This window comes from Amycolatopsis sp. N2S4-7 (assembly GCF_058119595.1).
This window is the reverse complement of record NZ_CP172299.1, coordinates 10,253,189-10,270,915: the sequence shown is the minus strand read 5'-3', so window position 1 is coordinate 10,270,915 and position 17,727 is coordinate 10,253,189. Positions and strand designations below refer to the sequence as shown.

Sequence of the window (17,727 nt, the reverse complement as noted above, 5' to 3'; positions counted from 1 at the left end):
GCTCATGCTCCCCATCCGGCCTGCTGCCCGTCGGCGCGCTCGGCCTCGATCTTCTGCTGGTACCCGCTGCGGTGGTAGGCGGCGATCGGGTCGGGGTCGAGCCCGGTGTCGGCGCGCACCTCGGCCAGGACCGGCCGGACGTCGGTGTTGTAGGCGTCCATCAGCACGGCGTTCGCGCCAAGCACGTCACCCGACAGCTGGGCCGTGCGAAGCGCGTCCCGATCCACCAGCAGGGCCTTGGCCGTGGCCTCCTGGACGTTCATGATCGACCGGATGATCGCCGGGATCTTGGCCTCGATGTTGTGGCACTGGTCGAGCATGAAGTTGATGCCGTAGGCCGGATCGAGGGCGCCGCCGCGGACGATCTCGTACATGATCCGGAACAGCTGGAACGGGTCCGCCGCGCCCGCCATGAGGTCGTCGTCGGCGTAGAAGCGGGAGTTGAAGTCGAACGCCCCCAGCTTCCCCGCGCGCAGCAGGAACGCCACGATGAACTCGATGTTCGTCCCCGGGGCGTGGTGGCCGGTGTCGATGCACACCGTCGCCTTCTCACCCAGCTCGATGCAATGCGCGTACGAGGTACCCCAGTCCGGGACGTCGGTGGCGTAGAACGCGGGCTCGAACAGCTTGTACTCCAGCAACATCCGCTGACCCGGGCCGAGCCGGTCGTAGGCCTCCCGCAGCGCCGCGGCCAGGCGGTCCTGGCGGTCGCGGAGATCGTCCTGGCCGGGATAGTTGAGGCCGTCGGAAAACCACAGCTTCAGATCGCGCGAGCCCGTCGCGTCCATGATCGAGATCGCCTCGAGGAGGTGATCGGTGGCCTTCCGGCGGATCCCGGCGTCCGGGTTCGTCACCGAGCCGAGCTTGTAGTCCTCGTCCTGGAACACGTTCGTGTTGATCGCGCCGATCTCGATGCCCAGGTCACGCGCGTACGCGGTCAGGGCGCCGTAGTCGTCGACGCGGTCCCACGGGATGTGCAGCGCCACGCTCGGCGCGACCCCGGTGAACCTGTGCACGGTCGCCGCGTCGGCGATCTTCTCCTCCGGCGTGCGCGGGACGCCGGGTTGCGGGAACACCTTGAACCGGGTGCCGGAGTTCGCGTAGGCCCACGACGGCGTTTCGATGCGCTGGGCCCGCAGAGCGGACTTCACAGCTTTCAGGTCGGGCAAATCGATCACGTCTTTCGCTCTGGATGGCCCGGTCAGAAGTTGAACTTGTCGATGTTGTTCGCGTCGAACGTCGTCGGCGGGCCGAGGACGATCTCGCCGTTCGCGCCGATGGTGTAGTCACCGAGCTTGCCGGCCTTGAACTTCTCGCCTTCCTTGCCGGTGATCTGGCCCGAGCTGAGCGCGACACCCGCGTAGGCGGCGAGGTAGCCGATGTCGGCGGGGTTCCACAGCGCGAACTGCTTGACCGTGCCGTCCTTGACAAAGGCACGCATCTGGTTCGGCGTGCCGAGCCCGGTCACCGCGACCTTGCCCTTGTAGCTCGACGAGCTGACGTACCGAGCCGCCGCCGCGATGCCCACGGTGGTCGGCGACACGATCACCTTGAGGTTCGGGAACGACTGCAGCAGACCCTGCGCCTCCTGGAACGACTTCTGGTCGTCGTCGTTGCCGTAGGCGACCTTCACCAGCTTCAGGCTCGCGTTCTCCGGCTTCGCCAGTTCCTTCTTGGCGACCTCGATCCACGCGTTCTGGTTGGTGGCGTTCGGCGTCGCGGACAGGATCGCGATCTCGCCGGACCCGCCGGACAGCTCCTTGGCCTGCTTCACCAGCTGCTCGCCGATGCCCTGCGTGGTGGCCTGGTTGATGAAGACGTCGCGGCAGTCCTTGGCCGCGTCGGAGTCGAACGCCACGACCTTGATGCCGGCGCTGCGCGCCTGGTTCAGCGACGGGCACACGGCGTTCGGGTCGTTCGCGGCGATGCCGATGACGTCCTGCTGCTGCTGGATCAGCGTGTTGATGTAACTGACCTGCGACGACGCGCTCGCGTCGTTCGGCCCGACCAGCTTGTACTCGCCCTTCAGCTCGCCCAGCGCGGTCTTGCCGCCGCCGACCTCGATGTCGCTGTAGGGGTTGTTGAGCTGCTTGGGCAGGAACGCCATCTTGACGTCCTGCTTGGTCGCCGCGTCCGCGTTCGCGGTCGCCGTGGAGGCGGCCGGGCCGGAGCCCGCGCTGTCGTTCTTCGTGGTGCCGCCGCAGGCGGCCAGCACGAGCACCAGCCCGGCCGACACGGCGCCGGTGAGGAGCCTTCGGGACATCTTCGTCACCTTTCGGGGTTTGCCGCGGGACGGCGGCGCCGCAGCGCCGTCCGGGCCGAGGACAGGATGTTGGGCAGCAGGACCGAGACGACGAGGAGCACGCCGGTCACGATGTTGAGGGCCTCGTTCGAGACGTCCTGCAGGCGCAGGGCGTTCTGCAGGGTCGACAGCAGCACCACGCCGGCGAGCACGCCGGGCAGCGTGCCCTTGCCGCCGAAGATCGAGACACCGCCGAGGAGCACGGCGGCGACCACGGCGAGTTCGAGGCCGAAGCCGTTGTCGGCGCGGGCGCTGGAGTACCGCAGCGTCCACAGCACCCCGGCGAGCCCGGCGACCGCGCCGCTCACGACGTAGAGCCAGAACTTCAGCCGCCCGGTGCGGATGCCCGCGAACCGGGCGGCCTGTTCCCCGGCACCGGCCGCGAAGACGCCGCGCCCGATCGGCGTGGCGTGCAGAACCAGCCCGAAGACGACCGCCAGCGCGATCAGCGGCAGCAGCACGTTAGGGAGCAGGCCGCCCCCGGTCACCCACGAGGTGTAGGACGAGGGGAAGTCGGCCACCGCGCCGTCCCCGAGCACCACGAACGCCAGCCCGCGGTAGAGGGCCATCGTGCCGATGGTGACGGCGAGGGAAGGCAGCTTCAGCACCGTGACGAAGAAGCCGTTCACCGCACCGAGAACCGCCCCCAAGACGACGCAGAGCGGGATGATCGTCTCGATGCCCAGGCCGGAGTTCCACAGCGAGCCCATCACCGCGGACGTCAAGCCGAGTGTGCTCGCCACCGAGAGATCGATCTCGCCGGTGACGATGATGAACGTCATCGGCAGCGCCATCAGCGCGATGGGCAGCAGGTCGAGCAGCAGGAAGGTGAAGTTGCGGCTGGTGCCGAAGTTCTCGACGGCGCCGGAGGCGATCAGCAGGACCGCGACGGTGACGGCGATGACGGCGGCGTCCCAGCTGAGCAGCCGGCCGAGCCGGTTCCCGGGTTCAGACATGGGAATCCCTCTTCTTCAGCGCCTTCGCGACGCGGACGGCGACCAGCCGGTCGGCGCCGATGGCCAGCAGGATCAGCGCGCCGACGATCGCCTGCTGCCAGAACTGGTTGATGTCCAGCACCGCCAGCGCACTCCCGATCACCGTCAGCAGCAACGCACCGAGGCTCGCACCCCAGACCGAGCCGCTGCCGCCGAACACCGCGACCCCGCCGACGACCGCGGCGGCGACGACGTTCAGCTCGTACCCGGTGCCGGCCGCGGCGTCGACCGTGCTGAACCGCGCGGCGAAGAGCACTCCCGCCAGCCCGGCCAGTGCGCCGCTCACGAGGAAGGCGACGGTGGTGTTGCGGCCGACCTTGATCCCGGCCAGCTCGGCGGCCTGCGGGCTCGACCCCATCGCGTACAGCTCCCGGCCACCGCGGTAGCTGCGCAGCACCACGCCCGCGACCACCATCACGACGACCGCGATGAGCACAAGCCAGGGCACGCCGAGCACCGACGCGTCCCCGAAGGCGACGAACGAGTGCGGGAGCTTGTCGGCGTTGATCTGCTGGCCGCCGGCCCAGAAGTACGTCGCCCCGCGGAAGGCGTAGAGCGTGCCCAGCGTGACGACGAGGGCGGGCACCCGGCCGAACCGGACGACCGCGCCGTTGACCAGGCCGCAGACCGCGCCGACGACGAGCCCGGCCAGCACGGCGACGATCACCGGCAGGCCGGGGTTGTCCTGCATCAGCGAACCGACGGCGAACGCGGAGAGCCCCAGTACGGAGCCGACCGAGAGGTCGATGTTGCGGGTGATCATCACGATCGCCTGGCCCACGGCCAGCACCGCGAGGATCGCCGTGCCCAGCAGGATGTCCCGGATGCTCTGGCCGGACAGGAACCTCGAGTTCTGCGTCGCGGTGAACGCCACCAACACGATCAACGCCAGCACGATCCCGGACTCGCGGGCCTTGAACACGTTCGCCGTCCACGACCGTCGCTCGCCCGCGCTCGCCTGGCGAGGCGGGGCCGCCACCTTCGTCGCGTTCACGCGGCCGCCCCCTGTCCCATCGCCGCGAACATCACCGAGTTCTCGTCGGCTTCCGACCGCGGGAGCTCCGCCACGATCCGGCCCTCCCGCATCACCAGCACCCGGTCGGCCATGCCGAGCACCTCCGGCAGCTCCGACGACACCATCACGATCGCCACCCCCTCCGCGGCCAGCGACGACATCAGCCGGTGCACCTCCGCCTTCGTCCCCACATCGATCCCACGCGTCGGCTCATCCACGATCAGCACCTTCGGCGCCATCGCCAGCCACTTCGCCAGCACCACCTTCTGCTGGTTCCCACCCGACAGCGTCCCCACGGGATCACCGAGCCGGCGGTACTTCGTCCGCAGCCGCTCGGTCCAGCGCCGGGCCTCCTGGCGTTCACTCGCCCCGGTCAGGAACCCGAGCTTGGAAAGGGCGCGGGACCGCGGCAAGGTCACGTTCCGCTCGATCGACAGGTCCATGATCAAGCCCTGCTGACGCCGGTCCTCCGGCACGAGCGCCATCCCGGCGCCCATCGCGGCCCGCGACGAGTGCGGCTTGAGCTTCTTCCCGCTGACCCGGACCACCCCGGCGTCACGTTCGTCCACTCCGAACACCGCCTGGACCACCTCGGAACGGCCGGAGCCGACCAGCCCGGCGAACGCGACGATCTCCCCCGCACGGACCGAAAAGGAGATGTCGCGGAAGACGCCATCCTTCGCCAGGCCTTCGACTTCGAGGACGACCGCGCCCGGCTCCACATCCTGCTTCGGGAACAGCGCATCGAGGTCACGGCCGACCATGCGCTTCACCATCTCCTCGACCGAGACGTCCTCGATCGCGTCGGTGGAGACGTGCTTGCCGTCGCGCATGATCGTCACGCGCTGGCAGAGCTCGGTGATCTCCTCGAACCGGTGCGAGATGAACATGATCGCCGCACCGTCGTCCCGCAGGGCCCGTGCCACGGAGAAGAGGCGCTCGACCTCCACCAGGCTCAGCGCCGCCGTGGGCTCGTCCATCACCAGCACGCGAGCGTCCGCGCCGAGCGCCTTGGCGATCTCCACGATCTGCTGATCGGCGATCGACAGGCCACGGGCCGGACGATCGGGATCGATCCGCACACCCAGCCGGGCGAAAAGCCGCTCCGCTTCGGCGCGGACGGCCGCCCGGTCGATCCGGCCGAGGCTCTTGCGCGGGTGCCGCCCCATCACGATGTTCTCGGCGACCGAAAGATCGGGAAACAGCGTCGGCTCCTGGTAGATCACCGCGATCCCGGCCGCCTTGGCGTCGGCAGGTGAGGAGAACGCGGTCTCCCGCCCGTCGAGCAGCAGCGTGCCGCGATCGGGCCCGTGCACGCCGGCGAGCATCTTGACGATGGTCGACTTGCCGGCGCCGTTCTCCCCCACCAGTGCGTGCGCCTCCCCGGCGTGGAGCGGGAACGACACCCCGGCGACGGCGGCGACCGCGCCGAACGACTTCGTGACCCCGCGAACCTCCAGCAGGGGCACGCGGCCCGGATCCTGCCGCCTCATCGCGTCCTCCGGATTAAAAGGTTTCAAAACCTGGCCGCGGTGACGCTACTATGACGCTTCGCTGGAAGTCAACGGTGAGTGACGATCCAGGTCTAAGGGGATTTTCGGCTGCGACTCGGTCAGATTGTTACGTTTCAACCGAGGCGAGCGAGGCCGCAGTGTGTTTCGTGCGCGACGAGACGGCTCCGGGCCCGATGACGGCCGCGACTTGTTTCGTCACACCGGCGCGCGGCCACTCCCGGTGCGATGGCCAGGGCGGGTGCAGCAGTGCCTGCAGGTGGTAGCCGCAACCGGAGAACCTCGTGCGGCCGGTGAGCACCCGGCCCGGGCCGCTCCGGTGGCAATGGGCGTGGTCCAGCACCAGCGCGGCAGGCGCCCCTCGAGGCCCCGCACCGGTTCCTCACCAAGCAGATGCCCGCCGAGACCAGCGCGGCGGCCGAGACCAGGCGGTCAGCGCGTACCGCCGTCCTCCGTCGCGCGCCCAGGGCGCTCCCCCGCGCTCACCACTCCCGGCCGGGTGGCTTCCTCCGCGAAACGCTGTTCTCCCGCACCGGCGGCTGCCAGACCTGCGGTTCCGGGGGCGCGTCCTCGTCACCCGGCTGGTCGAGCGGGTCGATCCCGTTCTGCCACCGGGCCCAGTGAGCCGCGCACATCCGGCGCCAGAGGGCCGGCTCGCCGCAGTCGTACCGGCGGCAGATCCGCACCCGGTCCTGGTGATCGCTCACGTATCGCTCCACTCGCCCACGATGTCGAACGTTTCGCATTCAACCACCTCGCCCTCCCGCGGCGGACATCGGAGACAGGGCGTCACCGGCTGCCCAGCAGAGCGTCACTGCGCGGCGGGACGCGCCGATCTGTAGTGACATGGGACAGGTGAACACGTTCCTGGACAAGGTGGACCAACGGCTGGGCGACGGGCTCGAGCGGATCCTCTGCTCCCACCACGAGCGGCGGCTGCGACGGCTCGGCTGGGCCGGGGTGCTCGGCCCGGGCGGCGCCGACGACCGGCTCGGCGGGCGCGCCGCCGTCCGGGACGGCAACCGCGTCGAGGTGCTCATCGACGGCGAAGAGTCACTGCCCGCGATCGAAGACGCCATCCGGCGGGCGAAATCGCACGTGCACATCGCCAACTGGCACGCCAGCGCGGACTTCCGGCTGACGCGCGAGCCCGGGGCACCCACGCTGCGGGAACTGCTCGCCGAAGCCGCCGGGCGGGGTGTCGCTGTGCGGGTGCTGCTGTGGGGCGGGCCGCCGGTGCCCGCGTTCCAGCCGTCGCGGAAGCTGGCGCGCCAGGAGCGGGAGAAGTTCACCGACGGCACGGACGTGCAGTGCGTGCTGGACTCGCGGGAACGGACCCTGCACTGCCACCACGAGAAGCTCGTGGTGGTCGACGACGCCGTCGCCTTCGTCGGCGGGGTGGACTTCACCGCGTTGGAAGGCGACCGCCACGACAGCCCGGACCACCCGCCGCGGCCGATCGGGTGGCACGACCTCGTCGGCCGGGTCGAAGGACCGGCCGTCGCCGATGTCGCGCAGCACTTCCGGAAGCGGTGGATCGAGGTGGCCGGCGAGGACCTGCCGGAGCCGGACGTGCCCGCGCCGGTCGGCGGCAGCCGCGTCCAGCTGCTGCGGACAGTGCCGAACGACACCTACGACTTCCTCCCGAAGGGCGACTTCACGATCCTCGACGGCTACCTGCGGGCCCTGCGGTCGGCGCGGCGGCTGGTCTACCTGGAGAACCAGTTCCTGTGGTCGCCCGAGATCGCCGAAGTGCTGCTCGACAAGCTGCGGAACCCGCCGGACGACCGCTTCCGCGTGGTCCTGCTGCTGCCGCGCAAGCCGAGCAACGGCTCCGACACCACCCGGGGCCAGCTCGGCAGGCTGCTCGACGCGGACGACGGCCACCGCCGCCTGCTCGCGACGACGATCAGCGCGCACGACGGCGACTCCGCCGCGCCCGTCTACGTGCACGCCAAGCTCGGCATCGTGGACGACGAGTGGCTGACCGTCGGGTCCGCGAACCTCAACGAGCATTCGCTGTTCAACGACACGGAGGTCAACCTCGCGACCGACGACCCCGAGGTCGCCCGCACCACGAGGCTGCGCCTGTGGGCCGAGCACCTGGGCCGCAGCCCGGCGGAGCTGGACACCGATCCGGCGGACGTCGTCGACCACCTCTGGCGGCCCCTCGCGGAAGAGCAGGCGGAGCGGGAACGCCGGGGTGAGCGCCGCACCCACCGGCTGGTGCTGCTCCCCGGCGTCTCCCGCCGCGCCGGCCGGCTGCAGGGCCCGCTGCGGGGCCTCCTGGTGGACGGCTGAGCTCAGGACGGGCGGTTGGCGTCCGGGATCTCGATGCTGATCGGCTTGGCCTCGGACAGGAACAGCAGCGTCGCCTGGCGGATGAACTCGTCGAAGGTCCAGTACGCCGCCGGGGCCAGCGGGAAGGGCAGCAGGCCTTCGCGGACCGCGATGAACGGGCCCCAGGCCGTGCGGAGCAGCGGGTCCCAGACCGGCTCGCGGGGGATCCGCAGCCACCCCGCGATCTCGTCGCCGAGCGTGAACCGCGTGAACGCGCCGAGCACGGGCTTGCTCAGGACGCCGCCGTCGACCGATGACCCGAGGTTGAGCAGGATGTCGGCCAGCGCGATGCCTTCGTCCGTCGGGGCCAGCACCGGCGTCAGGATCTGGGCGGACTGGGCGTCGGCCTCCGCCCACGACGCCGGGATGTACTCGTCCATGATGCCGAGCATGTGCGCGGTCACCTGCCAGGAGTGCAGGAACGCGTCGGACTCCGCGCGCGGGATCGGGATCCCCCACGCGGTCAGCTTCCCCATCACGGTCGTGGGCAGGCTGTGCCAGGTGACGAGCATGTCCCGCTGGCTGATCGGCACCGTCTGGTCGGCGGTGCCCGACCAGCCCGGCGACCGCGGCAGCAGGTGCCGCACCGCGGCGTGCACCAGCCGGGTCTTGACGCACGTCACGACCATCTCGCCGTCGGGCTGGAAAGCGTTGCGGGTCATGATGTCGTAGCCGAGCTTGGCGGTTTTGGAAATGCGGTCCTTCATGGCCGCGCCGCCCTTGGAGTAGTACACCGCGCGGGCTTCGTGCGGGATGACCGTGCTGACCATCCCGCTCGCCAGGCCATACAGCAGCCCGAGGTAGAGCCCGCGCTTTTCGGTGAAGGCGAACGACGTGGCCAGCTTCCCCTGATCGACCCAGGACGGCAGCCGCCGGGCCCGCTCGACGAAGTCCCGCACGTCGGCGGGCAGCCCGTCGGGCAGCGGCTGGCCGTTCTTCTTCCAGGTCCGCAGCAGCTCGTTGACGCGGGGCACGTCGCCCCGGTCGATGACCGCGGCGAGCAGCGGATCGGCCTCCGGGTCCCACACCCACCGGGGGTCCGCGCCCGCCCCGGTCCGGGCGACCGACGCCGCGGCCGGCCACGTCCACAACGCCGGCGACGCCACCGTCGCCGCGCCCAGCACTCCCAGCACCCCGCCGCGCTTCAACGCGTGCCGCCGGGTGACTTCGTCCTTGGCCATCGCTTTTCCTCCGGAGCCGAGATCAACACTGATACTCTGACGACTTAGATACGGTGATACGCGAACTGGCTCCCTGTATCAGACCATGCCGCGAGCGTGGTCACAAGACCTAGGGTGGGAGGATCAGGAGGTGGTCGTGGAACCCGCGGTGTCGCCGTTCACGTCCGCGCCCGGCGCGGAATCGTTGCTGGAGCGGGCCTACATCGACGCGCTCGAGCAGGTCGGCGAGGCGGACGAGATCCGCGTCCGCGTGCTCGACGCCGCCTACGAGCAGTTCTGCCGGATGGGCATCCAGCGGTCCACGATGGAGGACGTCGCCCGCCGCGCCGGCCTCTCGCGCATCACCGTCTACCGGCGGTTCGCGACGAAGGACACGCTCGTCGAGCACGTGGTGCGGCGGGAGTACCGCCGGTACTTCGACCGGTTTCTCGTCGAGATCAACCAGGCCCAGACCGTCGCCGACCGGGTGGTGCTCGGCTTCGTCAGCTCGTTGCGGGCCATCCGCGGCAACCCGCTGATCGGCGGCCTGATCGCCGCGGAACCCGGGCTGCTCGCGTCGTCCATGATCACCGACGAAGGGCGGACGCTGGCCACCGTGCGGCAGTTCGTGGCCGGCCAGCTCCGCCGGGAGCAGCACGCGGGCACCGTGTCCGGCGGCCTGGACGCCGACGTCGTGGCCGAGCTGATGGTCCGGGTGTCCGCCTCGTTCCTGGCGATCCCCAGCCAGGTCGTCGACCTCGACGACGACGAGCAGCTCGCCGCGCTGGCCCGCCGCTACCTCGTGCCGATGCTCGAGGCCTGAGCCGTCCACACCCCGGACGCCGGGGAGCCGGGGTTTCGGCGGGCGGGGCCCGGGGAAGTCACGCGGGGCGGTTGGCTCTCAAGGAGGTTGTCATGGCGGCAACACCCGTTCCGGCGTCGTCCGGGGTGCGGACACTGATCCCGGCACGCATCGACCGGTTGCCCTGGTCCCGGTTCCACACCCGGATGGTGATCGCCCTCGGGGTGGCGTGGATCCTCGACGGCCTCGAGATCACGGTGGCCAGCGCGGTCGCCGACACCCTGACCAGCCCCGAGACGTTGCACATGTCCTCGACGGCGGTCGGGCTGCTCGCGACGATCTACCTCGCCGGCGAGGTGGTCGGGGCGCTGTTCTTCGGCAGCCTGTCGGACAAGCTGGGCCGCCGGAACCTGTTCATGCTCACCCTGGCCGTCTACCTCGTCGGCAGCGGCCTGACCGCGCTGACCCTCGGCAACGGGGCCGGCTGGGTGGTGTTCCTGTACGCCACGCGGTTCATCGCCGGCATGGGTATCGGCGGCGAGTACGCCGCGATCAACTCCGCGATCGACGAGCTGATCCCGGCCCGCTTCCGGGGCCGGGTGGACATCGCGGTCAACGGCACCTACTGGGCCGGCGCCGTGCTCGGCACGATCGGGACGTACATCCTGCTCAACCGGATGGACCTGTCCCTCGGCTGGCGGCTGGGGTTCCTGATCGGCCCGGTGCTCGGGCTGGTGATCCTGCTCGTGCGGCGGCACCTGCCGGAGAGCCCGCGGTGGCAGATCATGCACGGCCGGGCGGAAGCCGCCGAGGAGTCCATCCAGCAGATCGAGCACGAGGTGGAGCAGGCGGGCCGCAGCCTGCCGCCGGTCGACGAGAAGAAGGCGATCGAGGTGACGCCGGCCGAGCAGATCGGTTACGTGGCGCTGGCCAGGGTGCTGTTCCGCGAGTACCCGTCACGGGCGGTCCTCGGTGCGTCGCTGATGATCAGCCAGTCGTTCCTGTACAACGCGATCTTCTTCACCTACACGCTGGTGCTCGGCAAGTTCTACGGGGTGTCCTCCGCGACGACGCCGCTCTACCTGATCGCGTTCGCGGTGGGCAACCTGGTCGGCCCGTTCACGATCGGCCACCTCTTCGACACCCTCGGCCGGCGGAAGATGATTTCGGGCACGTACATCGTGTCCGGCGTCCTGCTCGCCATCACGGCGGGGCTGTTCTACGCGGGCTGGCTCAACGCGATCACGCAGACCATCGCGTGGTGCGTCATCTTCTTCTTCGCTTCCGCGGGCGCCAGTGCGGGTTATCTGACGGTGAGCGAAATCTTCCCGCTGGAGGTGCGGGCTAAGGCGATCGCGGTGTTCTTCGCGATCGCGCAGTGCTTCGGCGCACTGGGCCCGGTCATCTACGGCGCGCTGATCGGCACGGGCGAGCACCCGGTCCGGCTGTTCGTCGGCTACCTGCTCGGCGCGGCGGTCATGATCGCCGGCGGCCTGGTCGCCCGGTTCCTGGCCGTGGACGCGGAAGGCAAGTCCCTCGAGGACATCGCCCAGCCCCTGGCGGCCGCCGGCCGCCGCGGCCGCACCCGCGCGGAGGGCGCGTCCTCGCCGTTCTCCACGTGACGGCGGTCCACGACGGAAGAAGGTACGCCATGACCGAGTGCGACCAGCCCCTCAGCCCGGATCCCCCGCTCCCGCCCGGCACGCCCGAGCTCCCGGACCTCGACGTCGACCCGGAGCAGTTCCTCGACGAGGAAGAGCGCCGCCGTGTCGGGACGCCGGAAACCGAGCCACCGGACTGAACTCCGGCAGGACGCCTTACCGGCCACGCCGCCGCACCAGGTGGATGCCCGCCAAGACACCGGCCACCACCGCCGCCAGCACGCCCGCGAACACGAACGTGCTGCCGATTCCCGCGGCGTCGATCACCGGCTGGGCGAGCAGGGGTGAGGCGAACTGGCCGAGGAACAGCGCCGACGTCAGCAGCCCCAGCGCCTTCGTCCGCGCGCCCGGGGCGACCGAGGCCACCAGCCAGCCGTTGACCGTCGGGTTCTGCAGGCCGATGCCGAGGCCGACCACCACCATGCCGACGGCGGCCGCGCCGAGGGTGTTGGCCGCGCCGACGACGATCAGCCCGGCGGCGAACGCCGAGAACATGACCGTCGCGAGGACCCGGAAGCCCCAGCGGGCCCGCAGCCGCCGGAAGTTGAGGCCCACCAGGGTCATCACCAGGTTGACCGCGGCGATGAGCGCGCCGGTCACCACCGGCCCCGCCCCGCCGACCTGGGCCAGCCAGAACGGCGCCTGCGTCGGCACCGTGTAGAACACGACGACGCCGAGGAACATCACCGCGTACAGGCCGAGCAGCCGCGGCTGCCACGGCGTGGCCTCCGAGGCACCACCCGGCGGCTGCTCGCCGGCTTCGGGCACGTACCGCAGCACCAGGACCAGCAGCGGCACCGCCAGCAGGTAGACGGCGAACGGGCCGCGCCAGCTCAGCTCGGCCAGCACGCCACCCAGGAGCAGCGCGACGACGCCGCCGAAGCCCATCGCCGCGCCCTGCAGGCCCAGCACCCGGCCGTGGTCGGCGGGCGGGTGGTGGTCGGCGAGCAGGGCGGTCGACGTCGTCATGACGCCGGCGATCCCGACGCCGAGCAGGGCCCGGCCGGCGAGCAGCAGCGGCAGGGAGTCCAGGACCAGGCCGGAACCGCCGCCGACGGTGTAGAGCACCAAGCACGCGGCGAGCAGCGGGACGCGTCCGGTCCGGCCGCTGAGCCGGGCCAGCAGCGGCGCGGACACCACGATCGCCAGTCCCGGCAGGGTCAGCACCAGGCGCACCAGCAGCCGCGCGTGCGGCTCGGCGGCGAAGTGCGCTTCCATCCCGGGCAGCGCCGGGGTGATCGTGGCGCTGGCCATGATCGTCATCGTGCTGACCCCGAGCAGGGCCGCCAGCAGGGATCGCGGTGGCCGCCGCACGGCGTCGAGGGTTGTCCCGGTCATGCCGCCGAGGCTAAGACCTCGACCAAACTGGAGGTCAACCGTGACCGTCCGCAAGGGGAGGAAAGCCCGCCCGGCGCGTACCGCCGGACCAGGGCCGGGCGCACCGCCACCGTGCCGCCGACCTGCCGGCGCGCAGCCCCGCCCGGACGCCGCCGGCGGTCCCGGTGCCGTGAAGTACGCGAGAGCCTGCTCGCACGGCCCCGCCTTCGGCGCCGCGTTGGCGGGGTCGGCCGGCGTCGCCGCGGTGGCGAAGATCCGCCCGCCGACCACGTCCACCGGCGAGTGCATCCCGGCGACGTTCTCCTGCAGCCGCCGGGACGCCGGGGTGCGCGCCCGGTCGGGGAACTGCCGGAATGATCAGCGCCGCCGGCACCCGGGTCGAGGAACGTCCGCCGGGTAACCCATTGTCCGGGTCCGGACGGTGAATTCGTCGAATTCGCCGTCCGGCGCCCGGAAAAGGGGACATCGAACCCGTCGATGCCGATAACAGTTCGATTCGGATGGCCGCGACGGCCCGTTCTTCTGCTAAGAAGTGCGGGGTTCGTCAACCGGCGCAGGGGTTTGGGTGGCTTTCGAGGAACAGCTCGTCACCGGGCGGTACCGGCTCCTGGAACGCGTCGGCCGCGGGGCGACGAGCCTGGTGTGGCAGGCCCGGGACGAGCGGCTGGACCGGCCGGTGGCGGTCAAGCAGTTCCTCCGGGAACGGGCGGCCGACCCGGCCGTGGTCGCCGAGGCCTGTGAGCGGGCGATCCGCGAGGCCCGGCTGGCTTCCCGGCTGCGGCACCCGCACGCGGTCACGGTGTACGACGTCTTCGAAGACGCCGGATCGATGTACCTGGTCATGGAGTACGTGCCCGCCCGGACGCTGGCCGAGGTCCTCGCCGACCGGGGCACGCTGCCGGCGGGCGAGGTCGCCCGGCTCGGGCGGCAGGTCGGCGCGGCGCTGGCCGCCGCGCACGCCGACTGGATCCTGCACCGGGACGTCACACCGGACAACGTGCTCGTCACCGCCGACGGCACCGCCAAGCTCACCGACTTCGGGGTGTCGCGCGCGCTCGGCGAACACCCGGCCGAACCGGGCGTCGTCGTCGGCACGCTCCCCTACCTCGCCCCGGAGGTCGCGCGCGGCGGCGAGGGCGGCCTGCCCTCCGATGTGTACTCACTCGGCGCCACGCTCTACACGGCCCTGGAAGGCGCGCCACCGTTCGGCGACGGCGACAACCCGATCACCCTGCTCCGGCGGATCACCGAGAACCAGCTCACGCCGCCGGTCCGCGGCGGGCCGCTCGCCGCCGTGCTGGTGCGGATGCTCGAGCGCGACCCCGCCGCGCGGCCGTCGATGCCGGAGGCGGTGGAGCTGCTGGCCGCGGTGGAACGCCCCGCCGCCGAGGTGCCGCGGCGGCCGTCCCGGCGGCGCCGCGTCGCCGTGGGTGGTGCCGCCGTAGCGTTGACCGCCGCGAGCGTGGTGGCCGGCCTCGCCCTCACCGACCGGCCGGAGACCACCGCGGCGCCGATCGAACACCCCCGGACGACCGTGACCACGAACCACACCGTGCGCGGCACCACCACCGCACCCGCGTCACCTGCGCCGGCGCCGACCCGGCGACCCGCGGCGCCCGCCCCCGCCGGCTGCACCGCGCGCTACGAGGTGACGAACTCCTGGCCCGGGGGCGCGCAGGCCCGGGTGACCGTCCGCAACGACCGGCCGACGCGGCTCGGCGGCTGGACGGTGACGTGGGAGCTGCCCGGCGGGACCGCCGTCCGGGACCTCTGGAACGGCACCCTCGCCGTAGCCGGCCCGACGGTGACCGTCACCGACGCGGGCTGGAACGCCCTGGTCGAACCGCACTCCTCGACGGCGTTCGGGCTGACCCAGGTCGTCACGACCGCCCACCCGGCGGTCCCGGTCCTCGGCTGCCGGCCGGGCTGAGGGCGGTGAAACCGTCGAATGCGCGCCGCGAACCCACCCAGGCGAGTGAATCGCGCCGGATCTCCGAACTCCGCCGCCGAATCGGCCGTGTGCCCGGTGACGTCGGCACCAGCGGAGGGGGATGGACTCGTGGAGGAACCGGCAGTGATCGCCGGCCGTTACCGCGTGCTCGGGCGGGCCGGCCACGGCGCGATGGGGACCGTCTGGCGGGCGATGGACGAACGGCTCGACCGCCTGGTCGCCGTCAAGCGGCTCTTCCCGGACTCGCCCGCGGACGCGACGGCGGCGGAGCGCACGCGGACCCGGACGATCCGGGAAGCCCGCGTGGCCGCCCGGCTGCGCCACCCCCACGTGGTCGTGGTGTACGACGTCGTCGAGCACGGGTCCGCGTCGTACATCGCGATGGAGTACCTGCCCTCCCGGACGCTGACCGAGCTCCTCGAAGAGCAGGGCCCGGCGGCGCCGGAGCACGTGGCCGAACTCGGCGCCCAGCTCGCCTCGGCGCTGGCCGCGGCGCACGCCGAGGGCATCCTGCACCGCGACATCAGCCCCAACAACGTCCTCGTCACCACGGACGGATCGGCGCGGATCACCGACTTCGGGGTGGCCCACGCGCACGGGGAGGGCACCGCCACCGGACGCGGGCTCGTCGTCGGCACGCCGGCCTACCTCTCCCCCGAAGTCGCGGACGGCGCCGAGCCCGGCTTCCCGTCCGACGTCTACTCGCTCGGCGCGACCCTGTACACGGCGCTGGAAGGGCGGCCGCCGTTCGGCACCGGCGAAAACCAGCTCGCGCTCCTCAAGCGCATCGCCCGCGCCGAGCCCGTCCCGCCCCGGACCGCGGGCGCGGTCACCGACGTCGTCCTCCGGCTGCTGGACCGGGATCCGGCCGCGCGCCCCACGATGGCCGAGGCCGAACGGCTGTTCGCCCGGTGCGCCGAGCCGTCCCCGGCCGGCCGTCCGGAGCCGCCCGCGCCGCCGGCCCGCGCCCGGCGCTCCCGCGTGGTGCTCGCCGGGTCCGTCCTGGTGCTGACCGCCGCCGCGATCGTGGCGGCGACGTCGCTCCCGCCCCACCGGCGGTCCGCGAGCGCGCCGGCCCAGCTCGCCTCGGCGCCGTCCACGACCACGTTCACCTCCGGCGCCGGGCCCGCCACCTGCGCCGCGCGCTACCAGGTGGTGAAGTCCTGGAACGGCGGCTTCCAGACCCTCGTGACCGTCCGCAACAGCGGGAGCACCGCGCTCTCGGGGTGGACGGTCGGCTGGGCGACCCCGGCCGGGACCAGCATCGACGACCTGTGGAACGGCGGTCTGGTGCGGACCGGCCCCACCTCGGTTGTCGCGAGCGCCGAGTGGAATTCCGCGCTGGCGCCCGGCGAATCCACGACGTTCGGCTTCGTCGCGCTCTCCCGCACCGGCGACCCCGGCCTGCCGGTGACCGACTGCCGGCCCGCGGAATGACCGTTCCCGACCCGACGAAGGTTTCTTGACCAGCGGGATCGGCGCGCACTATGGTCGGCCTTCGTTGATTTATGTTAGCGCTAACTCCCAGCCGGACAACGACCGGACAATGGGTCCCGAGAAAGTCCTCGACGATGACGAACTTCCGCGACGCGGCGGACGGACCGGCCGGAGCCGGCCCCGTCGCGGCGACGATCACCGACGTGGCGAACGCGGCCGGGGTCTCGGCGAGCACGGTGTCCTACGTCCTCACCGGGAAGCGGAAGATCTCGCTCGCGACGAGACGCCGCGTCGAGGAGAGCATCCGCGCGCTGGGCTACCGGCGCCGCGGCGGCTCCCCCGCCGCGCAGCGCATCGGCGTGCTGGCGGTGGCCGTCCGGCTGCCCGGCGACCGGCACCTGGGCGCGGAGATGGAGTTCTTCCACGCGGCCGCGGGCGCCGCCCGGGACCTCGGCTTCCACGTCCTCCTGGTCACCCAGGACGACGGCACGTCCGGCCTGCACGGGGTGACGTCGGCCGCGCTGGCCGACGCCGTGATCGTGCTGGACGCCGATGACGACGACCCCCGCGTGCCCGTCCTGCTCGCGTCGGGACGGCCGGCGGTGCTGGTCGGCACGCCCGGCCCGCACCACGGGCTGGGCTGCCTGAGCCTCGACTTCGCCCCGGCCGGGCAGGAGTGCGTCACGCACCTCGCCGACCTCGGCCACCGCTCGGTCGCCCTCCTCCACCCGTCGCCCGACCGCCGGCCCGCCCTGAACGGCTTCCTCGAGGGCTTCCGGGCGACCGCCGCCCGGCGGGGCGTCCGTGCCCTCTCCCGCCCGTGCGGCCCCTCGGCCGACGACGTCACCTCGTGCCTCGACGGGCTCCTCACCCCGGGCGGCCCGACGGCGCTGGTCGTCCAGGACGAAACCGCGCTCCCCGTGGTGACGAGCACCCTGCGGCACCGCGGGTTCCGGGTCCCGGAAGACGTTTCGGTGGTGGCGGTGTGCTCGGAAACCGTGGCGGGGCGCCAGCGGACCCGCCCCACCGCGGTCGTGGTCCCGGCCCGCGAACTGGGCGCACTGGCCGTCGACCGGGCCGTGCGCCAGCTCGACGGGCTCCCGGCCGCCGGACCGGAGTCACTCACCCCGAGCCTCGTCACCGGCGACAGCACCGCGGTCGCCCCCGCCGCCTGACACGCCGGGCGCCGCACCCGGCGGCCCGGCGGTCCGGGGG

The 17,727-nt window shown here is 72.0% G+C and carries 15 protein-coding genes; 7 read left to right on the top strand and 8 right to left on the bottom strand.

Annotation, left to right across the window (positions count from 1 at the left end; genetic code table 11):
- Nucleotides 1–2: 2 nt before the first annotated feature.
- The 6 genes from rhaI to ACH54P_RS48520 all read right to left on the bottom strand — a co-directional run bounded on the left by rhaI (nucleotide 3) and on the right by ACH54P_RS48520 (nucleotide 6,530).
- Nucleotides 3–1,178: an L-rhamnose isomerase gene (gene rhaI, locus ACH54P_RS48545; protein ID WP_489910092.1), complete on the bottom strand. Its 1,176-nt coding sequence runs from the start codon at nucleotides 1,176–1,178 to the stop codon at nucleotides 3–5.
- Between the two features lie 23 nt (nucleotides 1,179–1,201).
- The gene (rhaS, locus tag ACH54P_RS48540) at nucleotides 1,202–2,263 is read right to left on the bottom strand and encodes a rhamnose ABC transporter substrate-binding protein (RefSeq protein ID WP_489910091.1); all 1,062 of its coding nucleotides are present in this window, start codon (nucleotides 2,261–2,263) and stop codon (nucleotides 1,202–1,204) included.
- Nucleotides 2,264–2,268: 5 nt separating this feature from the next.
- On the bottom strand, nucleotides 2,269–3,258 hold the full coding sequence (locus ACH54P_RS48535) for an ABC transporter permease (RefSeq protein ID WP_489910090.1): 990 nt from the start codon (nucleotides 3,256–3,258) through the stop codon (nucleotides 2,269–2,271).
- Nucleotides 3,251–4,291 (bottom strand): ABC transporter permease, encoded by a 1,041-nt coding sequence (locus ACH54P_RS48530; RefSeq protein ID WP_489910089.1) that lies wholly within the window; start codon nucleotides 4,289–4,291, stop codon nucleotides 3,251–3,253. Before ACH54P_RS48530 ends, ACH54P_RS48535 begins: the two co-directional genes overlap by 8 nt.
- Nucleotides 4,288–5,805, bottom strand: coding sequence for a sugar ABC transporter ATP-binding protein (locus ACH54P_RS48525; protein ID WP_489910088.1), 1,518 nt, complete (start codon nucleotides 5,803–5,805; stop codon nucleotides 4,288–4,290). Before ACH54P_RS48525 ends, ACH54P_RS48530 begins: the two co-directional genes overlap by 4 nt.
- Nucleotides 5,806–6,305: 500 nt before the next feature.
- Nucleotides 6,306–6,530, bottom strand: a complete 225-nt coding sequence (locus tag ACH54P_RS48520) for a hypothetical protein (protein WP_489910087.1) — start codon at nucleotides 6,528–6,530, stop codon at nucleotides 6,306–6,308.
- Nucleotides 6,531–6,678: 148 nt separating this feature from the next.
- Between ACH54P_RS48520 and ACH54P_RS48515 the strand changes: the two genes are divergently transcribed.
- Nucleotides 6,679–8,124, top strand: a complete 1,446-nt coding sequence (locus ACH54P_RS48515) for a phospholipase D-like domain-containing protein (protein WP_489910086.1) — start codon at nucleotides 6,679–6,681, stop codon at nucleotides 8,122–8,124.
- Between the two features lie 2 nt (nucleotides 8,125–8,126).
- Here the strand turns inward: ACH54P_RS48515 and ACH54P_RS48510 are convergent, their stop codons facing one another.
- Nucleotides 8,127–9,344 carry an oxygenase MpaB family protein gene (locus ACH54P_RS48510; RefSeq protein WP_489910085.1) on the bottom strand — a complete coding sequence of 406 codons (1,218 nt, stop codon included), beginning with the start codon at nucleotides 9,342–9,344 and terminating at the stop codon, nucleotides 8,127–8,129.
- A 136-nt stretch (nucleotides 9,345–9,480) separates the two neighbouring features.
- On the opposite strand from ACH54P_RS48510, the gene ACH54P_RS48505 reads away from it, so the two are divergent.
- The 3 genes from ACH54P_RS48505 (at nucleotide 9,481) to ACH54P_RS48495 (ending at nucleotide 11,926) form a co-directional block, all read left to right on the top strand.
- Nucleotides 9,481–10,146, top strand: a complete 666-nt coding sequence (locus ACH54P_RS48505) for a TetR/AcrR family transcriptional regulator (RefSeq protein WP_489910084.1) — start codon at nucleotides 9,481–9,483, stop codon at nucleotides 10,144–10,146.
- Nucleotides 10,147–10,238: 92 nt separating this feature from the next.
- The gene (locus ACH54P_RS48500) at nucleotides 10,239–11,747 is read left to right on the top strand and encodes an MFS transporter (RefSeq protein ID WP_489910083.1); all 1,509 of its coding nucleotides are present in this window, start codon (nucleotides 10,239–10,241) and stop codon (nucleotides 11,745–11,747) included.
- A gap of 29 nt (nucleotides 11,748–11,776) precedes the next feature.
- Complete coding sequence (locus tag ACH54P_RS48495; protein ID WP_489910082.1) at nucleotides 11,777–11,926, top strand: hypothetical protein; 150 nt, start codon at nucleotides 11,777–11,779, stop codon at nucleotides 11,924–11,926.
- Between the two features lie 16 nt (nucleotides 11,927–11,942).
- Here the strand turns inward: ACH54P_RS48495 and ACH54P_RS48490 are convergent, their stop codons facing one another.
- On the bottom strand, nucleotides 11,943–13,124 hold the full coding sequence (locus ACH54P_RS48490; RefSeq protein WP_489910081.1) for an MFS transporter: 1,182 nt from the start codon (nucleotides 13,122–13,124) through the stop codon (nucleotides 11,943–11,945).
- Between the two features lie 565 nt (nucleotides 13,125–13,689).
- On the opposite strand from ACH54P_RS48490, the gene ACH54P_RS48485 reads away from it, so the two are divergent.
- The 3 genes from ACH54P_RS48485 to ACH54P_RS48475 all read left to right on the top strand — a co-directional run bounded on the left by ACH54P_RS48485 (nucleotide 13,690) and on the right by ACH54P_RS48475 (nucleotide 17,687).
- Nucleotides 13,690–15,054: a serine/threonine-protein kinase gene (locus ACH54P_RS48485; RefSeq protein WP_489910080.1), complete on the top strand. Its 1,365-nt coding sequence runs from the start codon at nucleotides 13,690–13,692 to the stop codon at nucleotides 15,052–15,054.
- Between the two features lie 129 nt (nucleotides 15,055–15,183).
- The gene (locus tag ACH54P_RS48480; protein WP_489910079.1) at nucleotides 15,184–16,512 is read left to right on the top strand and encodes a serine/threonine-protein kinase; all 1,329 of its coding nucleotides are present in this window, start codon (nucleotides 15,184–15,186) and stop codon (nucleotides 16,510–16,512) included.
- A gap of 134 nt (nucleotides 16,513–16,646) precedes the next feature.
- Nucleotides 16,647–17,687: a LacI family DNA-binding transcriptional regulator gene (locus ACH54P_RS48475; RefSeq protein WP_489910078.1), complete on the top strand. Its 1,041-nt coding sequence runs from the start codon at nucleotides 16,647–16,649 to the stop codon at nucleotides 17,685–17,687.
- Nucleotides 17,688–17,727: the final 40 nt, after the last annotated feature.